At 37.1% G+C, this 15,497-nt stretch carries 16 protein-coding genes; 9 read left to right on the forward strand and 7 right to left on the reverse strand.

Annotated features, from left to right (window positions below; genetic code table 11):
- The first annotated feature begins 12 nt into the window (after positions 1-12).
- On the forward strand, positions 13-807 hold the full coding sequence (gene radC / locus ACFINM_RS04750) for a DNA repair protein RadC (protein WP_375621267.1): 795 nt from the start codon (positions 13-15) through the stop codon (positions 805-807).
- 44 nt (positions 808-851) lie between these two features.
- On the opposite strand, the gene ACFINM_RS04755 is transcribed toward radC, so the two are convergent.
- The 4 genes from ACFINM_RS04755 to ACFINM_RS04770 all read right to left on the reverse strand — a co-directional run bounded on the left by ACFINM_RS04755 (position 852) and on the right by ACFINM_RS04770 (position 3,792).
- Positions 852-1,064 (reverse strand): DUF3126 family protein, encoded by a 213-nt coding sequence (locus tag ACFINM_RS04755; protein ID WP_375621268.1) that lies wholly within the window; start codon positions 1,062-1,064, stop codon positions 852-854.
- A 618-nt stretch (positions 1,065-1,682) separates the two neighbouring features.
- Positions 1,683-2,456 (reverse strand): alpha/beta fold hydrolase, encoded by a 774-nt coding sequence (locus tag ACFINM_RS04760; protein ID WP_375611926.1) that lies wholly within the window; start codon positions 2,454-2,456, stop codon positions 1,683-1,685.
- Complete coding sequence (locus ACFINM_RS04765; protein ID WP_375621269.1) at positions 2,453-2,965, reverse strand: DUF192 domain-containing protein; 513 nt, start codon at positions 2,963-2,965, stop codon at positions 2,453-2,455. Before ACFINM_RS04765 ends, ACFINM_RS04760 begins: the two co-directional genes overlap by 4 nt.
- Before the next feature lie 251 nt (positions 2,966-3,216).
- Complete coding sequence (locus ACFINM_RS04770; RefSeq protein ID WP_273791031.1) at positions 3,217-3,792, reverse strand: cold-shock protein; 576 nt, start codon at positions 3,790-3,792, stop codon at positions 3,217-3,219.
- A 324-nt stretch (positions 3,793-4,116) separates the two neighbouring features.
- On the opposite strand from ACFINM_RS04770, the gene ACFINM_RS04775 reads away from it, so the two are divergent.
- From ACFINM_RS04775 to ACFINM_RS04795, 5 genes are all read left to right on the forward strand, one after another.
- Positions 4,117-5,250, forward strand: coding sequence for an ABC transporter substrate-binding protein (locus ACFINM_RS04775; RefSeq protein WP_375621270.1), 1,134 nt, complete (start codon positions 4,117-4,119; stop codon positions 5,248-5,250).
- A gap of 114 nt (positions 5,251-5,364) precedes the next feature.
- A complete protein-coding gene (locus tag ACFINM_RS04780) occupies positions 5,365-6,441 on the forward strand; it encodes a branched-chain amino acid ABC transporter permease (protein WP_375621271.1) in 1,077 nt (358 codons plus the stop codon).
- Positions 6,441-7,499 (forward strand): branched-chain amino acid ABC transporter permease, encoded by a 1,059-nt coding sequence (locus ACFINM_RS04785; RefSeq protein WP_375621272.1) that lies wholly within the window; start codon positions 6,441-6,443, stop codon positions 7,497-7,499. Before ACFINM_RS04780 ends, ACFINM_RS04785 begins: the two co-directional genes overlap by 1 nt.
- Positions 7,496-8,278, forward strand: a complete 783-nt coding sequence (locus tag ACFINM_RS04790; protein ID WP_375621273.1) for an ABC transporter ATP-binding protein — start codon at positions 7,496-7,498, stop codon at positions 8,276-8,278. The genes ACFINM_RS04785 and ACFINM_RS04790 overlap by 4 nt, the downstream gene beginning before the upstream one ends.
- Positions 8,265-8,975: an ABC transporter ATP-binding protein gene (locus ACFINM_RS04795; protein WP_273791026.1), complete on the forward strand. Its 711-nt coding sequence runs from the start codon at positions 8,265-8,267 to the stop codon at positions 8,973-8,975. Before ACFINM_RS04790 ends, ACFINM_RS04795 begins: the two co-directional genes overlap by 14 nt.
- A gap of 94 nt (positions 8,976-9,069) precedes the next feature.
- On the opposite strand, the gene gatA is transcribed toward ACFINM_RS04795, so the two are convergent.
- Both gatA and gatC read right to left on the reverse strand, forming a co-directional pair.
- Complete coding sequence (gene gatA / locus ACFINM_RS04800; protein ID WP_375640804.1) at positions 9,070-10,554, reverse strand: Asp-tRNA(Asn)/Glu-tRNA(Gln) amidotransferase subunit GatA; 1,485 nt, start codon at positions 10,552-10,554, stop codon at positions 9,070-9,072.
- A 31-nt stretch (positions 10,555-10,585) separates the two neighbouring features.
- Positions 10,586-10,873, reverse strand: a complete 288-nt coding sequence (gene gatC, locus ACFINM_RS04805; protein WP_375621275.1) for an Asp-tRNA(Asn)/Glu-tRNA(Gln) amidotransferase subunit GatC — start codon at positions 10,871-10,873, stop codon at positions 10,586-10,588.
- Positions 10,874-11,021: 148 nt separating this feature from the next.
- Here gatC and ruvX point away from each other — a divergent pair, with 148 nt between their 5' ends.
- Complete coding sequence (gene ruvX / locus ACFINM_RS04810) at positions 11,022-11,501, forward strand: Holliday junction resolvase RuvX (RefSeq protein ID WP_375629871.1); 480 nt, start codon at positions 11,022-11,024, stop codon at positions 11,499-11,501.
- On the opposite strand, the gene ACFINM_RS04815 is transcribed toward ruvX, so the two are convergent.
- Entirely contained in the window at positions 11,486-13,105 is a 1,620-nt protein-coding gene (locus tag ACFINM_RS04815; protein WP_375621277.1) for an acyl-CoA dehydrogenase family protein, read from the reverse strand. The genes ruvX and ACFINM_RS04815 overlap by 16 nt on opposite strands.
- A 125-nt stretch (positions 13,106-13,230) precedes the next feature.
- On the opposite strand from ACFINM_RS04815, the gene ACFINM_RS04820 reads away from it, so the two are divergent.
- Together ACFINM_RS04820 and ACFINM_RS04825 are read left to right on the forward strand one after the other, a co-directional pair.
- Complete coding sequence (locus tag ACFINM_RS04820) at positions 13,231-14,196, forward strand: aspartate carbamoyltransferase catalytic subunit (RefSeq protein ID WP_375621278.1); 966 nt, start codon at positions 13,231-13,233, stop codon at positions 14,194-14,196.
- Complete coding sequence (locus tag ACFINM_RS04825) at positions 14,193-15,494, forward strand: dihydroorotase (RefSeq protein WP_375629874.1); 1,302 nt, start codon at positions 14,193-14,195, stop codon at positions 15,492-15,494. The genes ACFINM_RS04820 and ACFINM_RS04825 overlap by 4 nt, the downstream gene beginning before the upstream one ends.
- Positions 15,495-15,497 lie beyond the last annotated feature (3 nt).

A 15,497-nucleotide genomic window follows, 5' to 3' on the forward strand; every position in this document is an offset into this window, starting at 1 on the left:
TGTAGAGATGTTATGGCTAAAAAATTAAATCAAAAGGAAGGTACTCAAAGTAATCACTTTGCATTAACATCGAGTTTTCCACTCACCCCAGTATCAGAAAGAAAAAGTGAAGAGCCTCAGAAAAACGCACAGCTTCATAAACATTATCAAGGCCATCGTGAACGTCTTCGGAAGCGCTATTTAAAGTCAAAAGGAAATGCAATTGAAGATTATGAATATCTTGAATTATTGCTTTTTCGCACAATACCCCGTGCAAACACAAAACCCATAGCTAAAAATTTGATAGCACGTTTTGGTTCATTAGCTGATGTGTTGGGAGCGGATATTCACCGACTTCAAGAAATTCCAGGATGTGGTCCCGCCACTGCAGTTGATTTAAAAATTATTTCAGATGTTGCTGGACGTCTTGCTCGTGCGCAATTGTTTAAGCGCGATATTTTTTCATCATGGGATAAAGTGTTAGCTTATTGTAAAGCTGTTATGGCTCACGAAACACGTGAACAATTTCGTATTTTGTTTCTTGATAAGAAAAACGGCTTACTTGCTGATGAGGTGCAACAAACTGGAACCATTGATCATACCCCTGTTTATCCTCGTGAAGTTATTTCTCGAGCTTTAGAGTTATCCGCATCAGGACTTATCTTAGTCCACAATCACCCTTCTGGCGATTCCACACCCTCTAATGCAGATATAACAATGACATATAGATTAAAAGATGCAGCAAATGCATTAGGCATTATTATCCATGACCATCTTATTATTGCACGAAATAACCATACGAGTTTTAAAGCGTTAAAACTTATATAAATCTTATGGGATAAAAAAGACTTCATTCAACTATGAATAACGAATCAATTTTCTAAATCAATATCTAATATAGCCATTGAGAAATTATAGGAGAGCTCATCTTCATCTTCATCTCGATAGATAATGCCTAAAAACTCATCTCCCATATAAACCTCACAAGAATCACTCTTTTTAGGCCGTGCTCTGACTTGCAATGCTGAGTTTTGGAATATATTTTTAAAATAATTATCAAGTTTTTTTATTTCATCAGCATTCACTATGCTCTCCTGTTTTTTTGAAACGATTAAAATAATTGCGTGTCGTGCAAATAAGACACTCTTATGATTCTGTAAAGTCAGTAAAAAAGCATAATCTGAATATTTACTTAATATTACATATATTCACAACGTTCTTTATACATTCATAAAGAACGTTTACAAAAGGAGTCTATCATTATTAAATATACCCGTATAGATTAAAAAATGGCAAAAAAACTGTATATTTTTAATAATTTTACTTTATCTCCAATTTTAGCCTCTGTATTTAAAATGCATATTCGTAAGAATAAATTGATCAATAATTTATAATTTTGTTTATTTTATAAAAAATATAAATAAAAATATTTTTTTATTTAAAACTACATTTTTTAGCAAAAAATATTTATTACATCATTCGAAAATAATTCTTTTTAATAACCTTTAAAGTATAATTATCTAATCTTAGAAGAATTACGTCTCTGGAAAATATACAAAATAAGCTAATAAGAGTTTATTTTTCTTTTCATTTTTTATAAAAACTTACGTCACAACAAAAAGATTTTTTAATAAGCTTTTTTCAATTTATACGAAATAAAAATATTGGGTATTTCTGTAAATTCTAAAAGCTATGAAGAGTTCTTATTTTATAGGATAACGAGAAAGAAAATCGATAACGCCTTTTTTATAAACTTTATCGCCTACAGCAAGCATATGATCTCGATCAGGAATTGATAAAGCTTCACCACAAGGCAACAAGGCTGCCAATGGCTCTGCATCACCACCAATTTCATCTAATGAACCAACGGCAACAAGTGCTGGTTGTTTGATTTTGTAAACTTCAGACGCCGTTAACTCCTGTTTTGATGTAATGATACAAGCAGCAAGAGCACGCCTATCGCTTTTCGTTTGATCTGCAAATTTACGGAACATTAAACCGCGCGTATTGGTAATAGTGGAAATATCTTCTGCTAAAAGGGCCTCAGCAACAGGCTCCCAATTTCCTGCTCCCGTCACCATACCAATACCTAAACCACCAAAAATAACACTGTGTACATATGTTGGATGCAAAAGAGCCATGAAAGCACTAATACGAGCCCCCATAGAATATCCCATAACATGGGCTTTAGATAACTCTAAATGCTGCAGTAACTTTACTGCGTCGCCAGCCATAGCTTGAGGTGTATAAAAGATAGGATCATAACTTTTAACTGAATCTCCGTGACCGCGATTATCAAGAGCAATAACACGATATCCTGCTTCAGTGAGAATACGAAACCAACCCGTTGCATACCAATTCACCCGTGCAGAAGATCCAAAACCATGGATCAACAAAATAGGCGCGCCCTGCCCTTCTTCTCGATAAGCAAATCGCAAACCATTATATTCAAAAAAACGAATATCTTCAGCGGTCATTTTTTATTGCACTTTCCACAAAGTACAGGATGAATAACACGTTGTCCTTTTTGTATCTTTTTTTTAGAAACTTCACCAGCGTTAATTTCAAGTGCAAAAGCTGCAGGAACTTCTGATGAAATGGTATTTGTTGAAAGTGGAGAAGTATTTTCAATAATCGATACAATAATTCCCTCAGAGTTTAAGAAAATCATATCTAAAGGTAAAGGCGTATTTGCCATCCACATAAAAATTTTCTGCTCATCTCCCGATCGAGAACTTTTTAGCTGCTTAAAGAGCATTGCACGATCGCGTGGAAAATCAGTTCGATACATTAAACCAGCTGCTGCTTGAGATGGCGTAAAAGCAATCTCTACCTTATAAAAAACCGGACCTTGCTTTGTATGTATTTCTAAAGGAACCGGATGCACAGGAATCTCTATGGGCTCCTTTGCTACAACAACACGCATATCTAACATAAAAAGCATCACCAATAAAACAATATGCCCCTTTTTAAAAGGCTTTAACATTCTTGTCTCCACCACAGAAAAATTTTAAATTTTGTTTCTAAAATAAAAAGTACCAGAGTTTAAAAGTCAAAAAACAAGAGGATTGCTTCCTTGTTATTTTCTAGTTTTTTTCAACGTAATATGCGAAATTTTCTTCATTTGGTTTATGGATTAACGAGAGCCATATTTTCTTTAAAAATCTACCTCTATAGCAATTTACGGAATAACCATCTTTAAAAATATAGAAAACACACTGATTTCACTCGTGAAATTCAATGCGTAGCTAAAGGAATGCCTATGTCCGGATAAATCTCTGCTGTCATTAAACCTTTTTCTCCTTTACCAAAACGTACAAGAACAACTTGGCCGGAACGAAGCTCTGCTAAACCAAAACGGCGCAATGTTTCCATATGAATAAAAATATCTTCTGTTCCTTGCCCTCGGCTAAGAAAACCGTATCCTTTGTCACGATTAAACCATTTAACAATTGCTCGTTCTAGTCCACTTTCTGGAGTAACAACAACATGGGTACGGGCAGGAACTTCTGATGGATGAATTGCTGAAGAACAATCTATGGATTTCACCTGAACGCACTTTAACCCTCGTTCAGTTTTTTCCACAGCACAAATGACTTTAGCTCCCTCTAAAGCTGTTTGAAAACCATCCCTTCGCATTACCGTAACATGCAATAATATATCTGGAAAATGAGGTAAATCAGGTACAATAAATCCATACCCCTTACTACCATCAAACCACTTAATGACACCACTGATTTCGATAATCTCCCCACAAGCACCTATACTATCCTCAGATGGGGAACAATCCTTTAATGCATCCTTACTCGTCATAATAACGTGATCCTGTAGCTTATAAATTGTACGATATTGATTCTCTAGGTTTAAGTAAACATTGCTCTTGTATCAACACGCAAGCCCCAAGATAAGATTTCCCCACATTGTCGTATCTTCTATGTTAATGTCAGAGAATATCAACATGAATATTTATAAAACTATTTGATTGTACACTTTACATACCTTACAAGGAGTGCCCTACAAAAGAGGTCATATACAAAGTTTTTTTACATAATGATATTTTGATTAATGTGTAACTTGCATGATGAAGAAGTTCAATATAAGGTGAAAAAACGACAATTCAATTAAGGAAAATGCGCAATGCAATTGAAGAAAATCCTTACGATAATCACAGCATTTATGGCATTTACAGCAAATGTTTATGCGAGTGAACCTATTAAGATTGGTGTTTATCTTCCATTAAGTGGTCAAAATGCATTTGGAGGGCAGCTTGAAATTAGAGGTATAGAATTAGCCCATAAAAAAGTTCCAGAAATTTTAGGACGTAAAGTGGAACTTGTTATTATTGATAATAAATCTGATAAAGTAGAAGCGGCTAATGCTGTTATGCGTTTAACAGCAAGTGAAAAAGTGAGTGGAATCATTGGTAGCTATGGTTCTTCACTTTCGTTAGCAGGTGGTGAAATATCTGAAAAGGCAAAGACTCCAACCATTGCAACGTCCTCAACAAGTCCCCTTGTTACACAGGGTAAAAAATATTACTTTCGTGCTTGCTTTATTGATTCCTATCAAGGAGTAGGAATCGCAACTTATGTAAGCCAAACTTTACACGCAAAAAAAGCTGCTATCCTTAAAGATATTTCAAGCGATTATGCCATTGGTCTTGCAAGTTATTTTACGCGTGCTTTCAAAAAATTAGGTGGTGAAGTTATCTCAAATTTAAATTATAATTCTGGAGATCAGGACTTTTCAGCTGTTCTCACGCAAATTATCGCCCAGAAACCTGATATCTTATTCATTCCATCTTACTTTTCTGAAGGTGCTATCATCATGAAACAAGCACGAGAATTAGGGGCGAAGTTTCAAATTATGGGTGGAGATGCTATGGATAATCCAGAAACCATTACGATTGCAGGAAAAGCTGCAGAAGGTTTCTTACATACGACACTTCCCTATAGTGAGGATATGCCAAATATGTCAGTAGCTGCGCAAGAATTCACAAAAGAATGGAAAAAAGCTTACCCAGACAAAGAGCCAAATATCAATTCTGTTTTGGGATACACGAGTTATATGATGTTCATGAAGGCTATTGAAAATGCTGGTAGCACTGATCGTGAAAAAATTACTATCGCACTTAGCCAATTAAAAGATTTTCCTACCCCCTTTGGGGATATGTCAATGGATGAAAATCATAATCCTAAAATTCCTATTGGTATCATTAAAATACAGGATGGAAAACGTGTTTATTTAGAAGAAGTTAAACCTGCTTTTTAATTAAAAAGTTTTACTTACTAAAATGCAAGAATTGGTTGAGGATTTTTTTCTCAACCAAAAACTTAGAAATTTCTTATTGTCCTATGTAAATTAACAAATGTGGAAGGATGAGAGATGAGCACTGAAATGTTCATCCAGTACTTTTTTAATGCACTGGCATTGGGATCTCTTTATGGGCTTATTGCTATTGGCTACACCATGGTCTACGGTATACTGAGACTCATTAATTTTGCTCACGGTGATATCTTTATGCTGGGAGCATACTTTGTTTTCTTTTCCACAATTGGCTTTATGCCTGCGTGGGCAGCTTTTCTTCTTTTGTTCCTTGCTGCTCTTGTTTATTATTCGGTCTTTATAGGCTTTAAAAGGCGTCCTCCAATTTATTGGATTGCTGCTTTTTTAATTCTTGCGCTAGGATTTGTTTATTATTTTAAAATTTCCCCGCAAGACTTTACACCGATTTGGGTTTTAGCTCTTTGTTTTTCCATTTTTATTACAAGTGCTGTGGGTGTTGCTGTTGATCAATTTGCTTATAAACCTCTACGCCATGCTCCGCGTATTTCGGCACTTATCGGTGCAATTGGTGTTTCTTTTTTTATTGAAAATCTTGCTACTGTACTCTTTAGTGGTGTTCCGAAAGGTGTACAACAGCCAGACTTTCTTGTAACACCATTTTTATGGCATCTAGGATCAGGAGCAGATGGTATCATCAGAATTGCTCCCATGTCTCTGATCGTTCCCTTTGTGTCATTAATTCTTATTTTATTACTGTTATGGATTATCCATAAAACAAAACCGGGTCTTGCTATGCGCGCAATCTCCCATGATATTGAAACAACACGTTTGATGGGTGTGTCTGTCAATAAAGTTATTGCGCTTACATTTGGAATAGGCTCAGCTCTTGCCGCCATAGCTGGCATTATGTGGTCTTTACGTTATCCTCAAATTCAGCCTTATATGGGTGTTCTTCCTGGTCTTAAAGCATTTATCGCTGCTGTTATCGGAGGTATTGGTTCGATACCAGGTGCAATGTTGGGAGGATTATTATTAGGGTTTATTGAAATTATGATTATCGCATTTTTCCCCGCGCTATCTGGGTATCGAGATGCCTTCGCTTTCATTTTATTGATTCTGATTCTATTGATATTACCCACAGGATTAATGGGTAAAAGAAATCAGGAGAAAATCTAATGGCAAAGTCAGCGACAACTGTTTTATCGTGTATAAGTGTTTTAGTTCTCATAGGTTTTTTATTTTATGCTGATAGCCATTTTAATGACTATACGCTTCGTATCATCAATCTGATTGCTATTAATGCGATATTGGCAATTTCGCTTAATTTGATTTATGGTTTCACAGGTATGTTTTCTCTTGGACATGCTGGATTTATGGCTATTGGTGCTTATGTTTGCGCAATTTTACTTCTTTCCCCTGAACAAAAAGAAATGATGTGGATTCTTGAGCCTATTGCTGAACCATTATATCATTTACAGTTACCTTTTTTTATCGCTGTTGTTATAAGTGGTTTGTGTGCTGCTGTTGTAGGTTTATTAATTGCTTTACCAATATTGCGTCTTGGTGGCGATTATCTTGGAATTGCAACATTAGGTTTTGCGGAAATTATTCGCATTGTCATTACGAACGCAACATCGCTCACAAATGGCTCTTTGGGAATCAAAGGAATACCTCAAAATGCAACATTATGGTGGAACTATGGTTGGCTAGCATTTACAGTTCTCTTTATTGTCCTCTTACTGCAAAGTAATACTGGTAACGTATTACGTGCTATTCGTGATGATGAAATAGCTGCGAAAACTATGGGAATAAATGCTTTTTTCTACCGTAGTTTTTCCTTTACTGTTGGAGCATTTTTTGCAGGTATAGGTGGCGCATTAATGGCGGCTCTTATTTCAACCATTGATCCCAAAATGTTTAATTTTCTTCTGACTTTTAATATTTTAATGATTGTTGTTGCTGGTGGTCTCGGTTCAATTACAGGGAGTATTATTGGCAGCATTATTATTACAGTCATGCTTGAATGGCTTCGTATTATTGAAAGTCCATTTGACTTAGGTTTTATACATATTCCAGAAACCCCAGGGCTTCGTATGGTTGTTTTTTCTCTTTTATTGCTGGTAATTATCTTGTTTTGGAGAAAAGGGTTAATGGGACAACGAGAATTTTCATGGAATGGAATTTATAGCTTTTTGACACGCAAAAAGCTTTCTAATACTGAGAGAAAGCTATGAACGACAATATCCTTTCACTCAATAATATTGTAATGCGTTTTGGCGGATTAGTTGCTGTAAATAATGTTAATATGGCAATTAAACGAGGAAGTATTACTGGATTAATTGGTCCCAATGGTGCTGGAAAAACAACAGTTTTCAATATGATTTCTGGATTTTATGCTCCTACAAGCGGCACCATTCTTTTTGATGAGAAAAAAATTTCTGGAGCGTCTCCTTATATTATCTGTAGAAGCCATATTGCCAGAACATTTCAAAATATTCGTCTTTTCTCAGGGTTAACGGTTTTGCAGAATGTTATGGTAGGAGCGCATGTTCGACAAAAATATCCTTGGTTTTCGTCAGCTCTCTTTTTTTCAAAAGCAATAAAAGAAAAGAAGGAAGTTTATAAAAATTCCTTGGAGCTCCTTGAACAGCTACAACTTGATCATCTTGCCAATCAATCGGCAACAGCTTTACCTTATGGTGTGCAACGACGTCTAGAAATTGCGCGTGCGTTAGCCACAAAGCCCAAATTGCTTCTTCTTGATGAACCTGTTGCTGGCATGAATCCACAAGAAAGTGAAGATCTTAGAAAATTCATAGCAAAAGTGCAAAAAGACTTTGATCTTACAATTCTTCTTATTGAGCACGATATGAAAGTGGTTATGGGGCTTTGCCAACATATTTTGGTTATGGAATATGGCTGTTGCATTGCCAGTGGTACACCAGATGAAATTCGTAATAACCCTAAAGTTATTGAAGCTTATCTTGGCGGAGATGTTTATGGATATTCTTAAAATAAAAAATCTTTATGTTCATTATGGCGCCATTAAAGCTGTCCAAAATCTTTCTATGTCCATAAAGCGGGGCAGTATTGTCACTTTAATTGGAGCCAATGGTGCAGGAAAAAGCAGTATTGTACGTTCTATTACAGGGCTTAATCGCTCTGTTTATGGAGAAATTACCTATAATGGCAAATCTATTATAAAAAAATCACCAGAAGAGATTTTGCGATTAGGGATTGCTCTAAGCCCTGAAGGACGACGTATCATGCCCCATCTCACTGTTTTAGAGAATCTTCATCTAGGCGCTTATATTCGTCACGATAAGCAGGGAATTTCCCGTGATATTGAATGGATATTTGACCTTTTTCCGCGCCTACGTGAAAGAGCAAAACAGTTGGGAGGAACAATGTCAGGTGGTGAACAACAGATGGTTGCTGTGGGCCGTGCACTCATGAGCAATCCTGATATGGTCATATTAGATGAACCCTCGTTGGGGTTAGCACCACTTCTCGTTCGAGAAATTTTTTCGATTATTCGAAAAATTAATGATATGGGAAAAACTGTTCTTCTTATTGAACAAAATGCATTTGCTGCACTTTCCATAGCTGACTATGCTTATATTTTAGAGGTAGGACATATTTTATTTCACGGTGAAGGAAAAACTATGCTCTCTGATTCGCGTGTTAAAGAAGCCTATCTTGGTGGGTAAGACTACGAATTAAGGAAATAGAGCTCATCCCTCCACCTTTTAAAAAAGCATTTCTTATTAAGGATGAGAAATGCTCCTTTGTGAATTTTGACTATTACATCCACCATTTTTCTGCACTGAATATTCCTGCTTCTTGTTCAATAATGTGCGCTATCTGAAAAATGACTTCTTCAGAAAAAGGTTTACCAATCAATTGCAATCCTAGAGGTAAACCATTTGATGACAGACCAGCAGGAACAGAAATTCCTGGTAAACCAGCCATATTAACTGGTACCGTAAAAATATCATTAAGATACATTGCTACAGCATCATTTTTTATTTTTTCATCAGCAATACCAAAAGCAGGTGTTGGTGTTGCTGGTGTCAAAATAGCATCAATGCCTGAAGCAAAACATTGATCAAAATCACGTTTTACGAGTGTTCTTACTTTTTGAGCTCTTAGATAACAGGCATCATAATAACCAGATGAAAGGACATAAGTTCCCACCAAAATACGCCGCTTGACTTCATCACCAAAACCAACAGAACGCGTATTTTCATACATCTCAATGATGTCTTTCCCAGGCATGCGCAAACCAAAACGCACACCATCATAACGCGCTAAATTAGAAGAGGCTTCTGCAGGAGCTATAATGTAATAAGAAGGTAGAGCATATTTTGTATGGGGCAAAGAAATATCTTTAATCTCAGCACCTGCTTCTTTTAACCAATTTATTCCTTTTTGCCAAAGCTCAATAATTTCTGGAGACATTCCATCCACATGATATTCTTTTGGAATACCGATTTTCATTCCTTTGATTGATTGACCAAGATAACTTTCATAATCAGGAACTGGTAAATTGACGGAAGTAGAATCTTTTTCATCAAAAGAGGCCATTGATCTGAGTAAGATAGCACAATCACGAACATCTCTAGCAACAGGTCCAGCTTGATCAAGAGATGAAGCAAACGCGACAACGCCCCATCGCGAACAACGTCCATAAGTTGGCTTTATTCCCACAGTTCCAGTAAAAGCTGCTGGTTGACGTATTGAGCCACCTGTATCGGTTGCAGTTGCACCAGCACAAATTTGTGCAGCAACAGCGGCTGCGGATCCTCCCGAAGAACCACCGGGTACGAGTTTTTCATTTGAGCCTTTTTTTCTCCATGGACTAATAACGGGACCATAATATGATGTTTCGTTGGATGAGCCCATAGCAAACTCATCCATATTAAGTTTTCCTAACATCACAGCACCATCTTGCCATAAATTAGCCGTGACAGTTGATTCATAGTGCGGTTTAAAACCATCAAGGATATTTGAACAGGCTTGAGTATGAACACCATAGGTTGCAAAAAGATCTTTAATCCCCAAGGGAATTCCTTCCAAAAGCCCTCCCTGCCCTTTCGCTAAGCGACTGTCTGATTCAGCAGCCATTTTCATTGCCTGTTCTGCTGTTATTGTTACATAAGCATTCAAAACTGGATTAGCTGATTCTATTGCTTGTAAATAAGCTTCCGTTAATTCTGTTGCTTTGAGATTTTTCTTTATTAAAGCATCACGAGCTTGCGCAATTGTGAGAGTTGTTAAATCAGTCATATTGGTTCTCAAATTTCAAAAATATAAAAAGTTACTCAACAATTTTTGAGACAAGAAAAAAATTTTCTTCTGTAACAGGGGCATTGGCTACAATATCTTCTGCTTTATCGCCATCTGTAACAGTATCTTCACGCATTCGTAGAGTCATCGGCATCACAGATGTTAATGGCTCAACTCCACTGACATCAACTTCATTCAATTGCTCTACAAAACCTAAAATAGCATTGAATTTTTTTGTCACAGGTTCTATCTCATCATCGTGGAGGGCAATCCTTGCTAAATGTGCTATCCGCTTGACTGTCTCTTGATCAACAGACATACTCTTTACGCCTTTCTGCTTTTTTGTTTATTTATTTGATCTTTATTCTGGCTATACAAGGCTGCACTTGTAAGTGCAAGAATATTAGATAACATGAATAAAGAATATAACTATAGATCTGAAACATTAAAAAACGTATTATACCTTTATGACTGTTATTAATATAGATGAAGTTATAAAACATCTTTTGCCTAGACAAACAATAGCAGGCTTAGATTTAGGGACAAAAACTATCGGAATTGCGATTTCTGATAGGGGGCTGACTGTCTCAAATCCGCGTCCTGTACTACAGCGAAAAAAATTTACAGAAGATGCTTACAGACTTATTAAAATTTTTGACCGTGAAAATGTAGGCGTTATTATCATTGGCTTACCTCTTAACATGAATGGAAGCAGTGGCTCTCGTGTTCAAGCAACCAGAGCTTTTGTGAGTAATATGAAAGCTTATACAAAAATTCCATTTGTTTTTTGGGACGAACGTTTATCAACAATTGCTGCGGAACGGTCTCTTTTAGAAATGAATGTATCGCGCGCTAAAAGAGCAAGCCGTATTGATTCAGCAGCCGCCGCTTTTATATTGCAAGGTGCTCTCAATAGAATTCAAAACTTTCATCATATGGAAGGATAGAGAACATTGAGCAAATGCCCTGCATTATATCGTGCAATGAGCATCCCGTAAGAAGATCTCCATTGTCCCCCAAGGCGGCTTTCCATATAGGCATTCGCAACATGTTCTATGTCTGTAGAACGTAATGCTGCTGCTGCTGCTGCATAAGCTACTTGTTCAACAAAAAATCTTCCTGCACCTTCATTTGCTGATGCCATATCACCTGCTGACTTAATAATTTCAATTGCTCGGGGTCCTGCTGGTCCAATATCAAGAGCAATTTTTTCCAACAATTTCTGAAACAATCCCGGTGCTTTTTCAGCAATAAGAATGGCATCCTTTACCAATTGATTAGCAGAACTATTTCTCACAATCCGCGCAGGCCCATTATGCAACATTTGTGATAATGGATTATTCTCTATAAAACTTTCAATACCAAGTTGTGCGATAATTTCACCAATAATAGGCACAACCAATTGACTTACATGATAAGCAATAATAGGTGTCATAATGCGGGCAAAAGCTGCTTCAGAACGGTCATTTGCTGCATTGTCAAATGCTCTCGCTAAACGTAAAACCAATGCTTGTGAGGCAGCTATATCTAATGCAATATCTGCAAAAATACGTTCTGTCAGTGGAGGTAAAGGCTGATTGGGCATTTTTTTCCGGAAAAAATCCATACCAAATTGAAGAGCCGCTCGTAAAACACCTGCCGATATGACAGATTGATCGAAACGCATCATCGTCTCGATATCTTTAATAACTTTAAGCCCTTCTCCAGCATTTCCCAAAAGCCAGCCATAACTGCCTTGGAAGTCGACAACCCCCTCTGGTGTTAAAAGTTCTCCAGAACGCTGAATTAAATGACGAATCGATATAGATCCATTTAATGCGCCATTTTCTTGTATGCGTGGAATAAAAAAACAACTTAAATGACCATCTAAATCTGCACTAACAAGATATCCGTCAGCGGTAGGATTAATAACGTTGGTTTTTACAACATTTAAACGATATAGATCACGTTCCATACTTTCATCGAAAGAAATTTTCTTAACACTTGGAAAATTGAAAGCGTATTTTTCAATATCGTCAAATGCACAAGTTAGAGAAGCAGCCTTTTTATGATGAATAGGTTTTGATGAGGAATCATATTGGCGTGATAAAAGTACATTTTGCCATTTTTTGAAGAGCTCGATATCACTAATTAAAACAGCAATAGCTGCACTCGTTATGATAACTTCATTCAAATGTCCTGTTTCTAAACCAGCAGATAAAGCTAAACGAATCGCACGCGCTTGATAGCGTACTCCATTTTCTGAGCTCGTATTTTCCCAAAGCGAGGTAACCAAACCTGCTTGTCTAGAATATTGTTGAAGAGCTTGATAGGAAGAATGGATCTCTAATCTTTCTGTTGGTTGCCCCCATTCATCATTATAGCATAGTAAAGGCTTATAATGATTCGCTAAGCAAGAAAGTTTCCATGCTTCTCGACTCGCGGCAAAATCCCCTATTTCTTCAAAACTTGCTAACAAAAACTTAGGCAAAGTAGAAGCAATACGAAACATAAGCGTATCGCTAAGAAATGTATTTTTTCGACGAGTATTTTGCGCAGATACAGCACTCATAGGTATATTCCTACATTCAAATCATTCATATCATAGACTATTTGTCTTTTTAGAGTTAAGAAACATTTATCATATTCAAACAAATGCTTGTTTAACCTGTTTAGAGAGAGATAAAGAAGAATGCTATGATGCAAGATAATTTTTTCCCACTTTTCCCTCATCAACATCTTTTAGCTATTAAAGATCTGAGTGTACAAGATCTTAATACATTGCTTGATCGTGCAGAAGCAAATATTATCCTTTCTAACAAAATTGATAAAATAAAATCTACTTTGCATGGACGGACTCAAATTAATCTCTTTTTTGAAGCCTCTACGCGAACACAATCTTCTTTTGAATTAGCGGGTAAAAGGCTAGGTGCACACGTGATGAGTCTTGCGATCGGCAACTCATCTGTAAAAAAGGGAGAAACATTACTTGATACTGCTACAACTCTCAATGCGATGAAGCCCGATATACTGGTTTTTCGCCATAACAGTGCAGGAGCGGCAGCTTTATTAGCGCAAAAAGTTGATTGTTGTGTTATTAATGCGGGTGATGGTGCCCACGAACATCCAACCCAAGCTTTATTAGATGCTCTAACCATTAAAAGGGCAAAAGGTCGTATTGAAGGATTAACTGTTGCGATTTGCGGAGATATCTTACACTCGCGTGTTGCCCGTTCCAATATCCTGTGTCTCAATGCTTTGGGTGCTCGTGTTCGTGCTGTTGCTCCCTCAACACTCTTACCTGCAGAAATTGCTCATATGAGTGTTGAGGTTTTTAACACGATGAAAGAAGGTCTTAAAAATGCTGACGTTATCATGATGTTGCGCTTACAGCATGAACGGATGACAGGCTCTTTTATTCCTTCTACGCGTGAATATTTCCATTATTTTGGCTTACATAAAGAAAATTTAGCCTATGCCAAAAATGATTCTATTATTCTGCACCCTGGACCAATAAACCGTGGTGTAGAGATTGCATCCGATATAGCAGATGGACCACAAAGTATGATTCAGACACAAGTAGAAATGGGAATTGCAGTGCGTATGGCTGTCATGGAGGCTTTATTAGATTCACGCACAAAGATCAGTGGAGAAAAAAAATGATAAAACCAATTGTTTTTCAGAATGCTCGTATTATTGATCCTTCGCGCGCAATCGATGAAATTGGTACAGTTATTGTTAAAAATGGACGAATTATAGCCGCTGGAAAAGAAGCTCTGAATCAGGGATTCCCTGAAGAAGCAGAAGTTATTAACGCACAAAACAAAGCAATTCTCCCTGGACTTGTTGATGCGCGCGTTTTTGTTGAAGAATTAGGGAATGAACATTGTGAAACAATTACATCAGCAAGTTACGCGGCCGCAACAGGTGGTATTACTTCCTTTCTTATGATGCCAAACACGCATCCAGTTATTGATAATGTAGCACTCGTTAAATTTATTACGCATACAGCACAGGAAATGTCATTGGTCAATATTTATCCCGTTGCTTCAATCACACAAGGTTTCAACGGACAAGAAATAACCGAATTTGGTTTGCTCAAAGATGCAGGAGCCGTTGCTTTTAGTGAAGGAAAAAAAACACTTCAAAATTCATCTGTTATACGGCGTGCAATGACTTATGCACGTGATTTTGATGTTCCATTGATACATGAAACGCAAGATAAAGATCTTACAGGGCAAGGTGTGATGAATGAAGGACTGCTTGCCAGTTGGCTTGGTCTTTCTGGCATCCCTCGCGAAGCAGAAGTTATTCCACTTGAAAGAGATCTGCGATTAGCAGTATTAACGCAAACACGTTATCACGCCGCTCAAATATCAACAGCACTCTCTGTTGATGCACTCCGTTTAGGTAAAAAACGCAGTGAGAAGATTTCAGCGGGTGTATCTATTAATCATTTATCTTTCAATGAAAATGACATTGGACAATATCGCACCTCTTTTCGCTTAATGCCCCCATTGCGTACAGAAGAAGACCGTATAGCAATGATTGAAGCAATAAAGGATGGGACTATAGATGTTATTGTCTCTTCTCATGATCCTCAGAGTATCGACAAAAAACATTTACCATTTAATGACGCGGCAGTTGGCGCTATTGGTATGGAGACCTTATTGAGTGCAGCTTTACGCCTTTATCATGATGAGAGCCTATCTCTTCTACGGATAACGGAACTTTTGTCAACGGCGCCTGCAAAGCTCTTTGGACTCAATGCAGGAACACTCAAAAAAGGGGCTCATGCAGACCTTATTGTGGTTGATCTTGAAGAACCATGGATTGTTTCGAAAGAGAAGCTCTATTCACGTTCAAAAAATACCCCTTTTGAGAATGCACGTTTTCAAGGACGCGTGATCCAGACTTTTGTGAAAGGGAAAAACGTTTTTAAACTTGATCAACAAACTTAATGA

The sequence above is a fragment of the Bartonella sp. AA168HLJHH genome (assembly GCF_042197365.1).
Lineage (GTDB): Bacteria > Pseudomonadota > Alphaproteobacteria > Rhizobiales > Rhizobiaceae > Bartonella.

What these genes read in the sequence shown, in the direction of transcription:
- radC (WP_375621267.1), top strand. Translation starts at nt 13, where the DNA reads ATGGCTAAAAAATTAAATCAAAAGGAAGGTACTCAAAGTAATCACTTT.
- gatC (WP_375621275.1), bottom strand. Translation starts at nt 10,873, where the DNA reads ATGTCTGTTGATCAAGAGACAGTCAAGCGGATAGCACATTTAGCAAGG.
- ACFINM_RS04790 (WP_375621273.1), top strand. Translation starts at nt 7,496, where the DNA reads ATGAACGACAATATCCTTTCACTCAATAATATTGTAATGCGTTTTGGC.
- ACFINM_RS04785 (WP_375621272.1), top strand. Translation starts at nt 6,441, where the DNA reads ATGGCAAAGTCAGCGACAACTGTTTTATCGTGTATAAGTGTTTTAGTT.
- ACFINM_RS04780 (WP_375621271.1), top strand. Translation starts at nt 5,365, where the DNA reads ATGAGCACTGAAATGTTCATCCAGTACTTTTTTAATGCACTGGCATTG.
- ACFINM_RS04815 (WP_375621277.1), bottom strand. Translation starts at nt 13,105, where the DNA reads ATGAGTGCTGTATCTGCGCAAAATACTCGTCGAAAAAATACATTTCTT.
- ACFINM_RS04760 (WP_375611926.1), bottom strand. Translation starts at nt 2,456, where the DNA reads ATGACCGCTGAAGATATTCGTTTTTTTGAATATAATGGTTTGCGATTT.
- gatA (WP_375640804.1), bottom strand. Translation starts at nt 10,554, where the DNA reads ATGACTGATTTAACAACTCTCACAATTGCGCAAGCTCGTGATGCTTTA.
- ruvX (WP_375629871.1), top strand. Translation starts at nt 11,022, where the DNA reads ATGACTGTTATTAATATAGATGAAGTTATAAAACATCTTTTGCCTAGA.
- ACFINM_RS04795 (WP_273791026.1), top strand. Translation starts at nt 8,265, where the DNA reads ATGGATATTCTTAAAATAAAAAATCTTTATGTTCATTATGGCGCCATT.
- ACFINM_RS04765 (WP_375621269.1), bottom strand. Translation starts at nt 2,965, where the DNA reads ATGTTAAAGCCTTTTAAAAAGGGGCATATTGTTTTATTGGTGATGCTT.
- ACFINM_RS04820 (WP_375621278.1), top strand. Translation starts at nt 13,231, where the DNA reads ATGATGCAAGATAATTTTTTCCCACTTTTCCCTCATCAACATCTTTTA.
- ACFINM_RS04825 (WP_375629874.1), top strand. Translation starts at nt 14,193, where the DNA reads ATGATAAAACCAATTGTTTTTCAGAATGCTCGTATTATTGATCCTTCG.
- ACFINM_RS04775 (WP_375621270.1), top strand. Translation starts at nt 4,117, where the DNA reads ATGCAATTGAAGAAAATCCTTACGATAATCACAGCATTTATGGCATTT.
- ACFINM_RS04770 (WP_273791031.1), bottom strand. Translation starts at nt 3,792, where the DNA reads ATGACGAGTAAGGATGCATTAAAGGATTGTTCCCCATCTGAGGATAGT.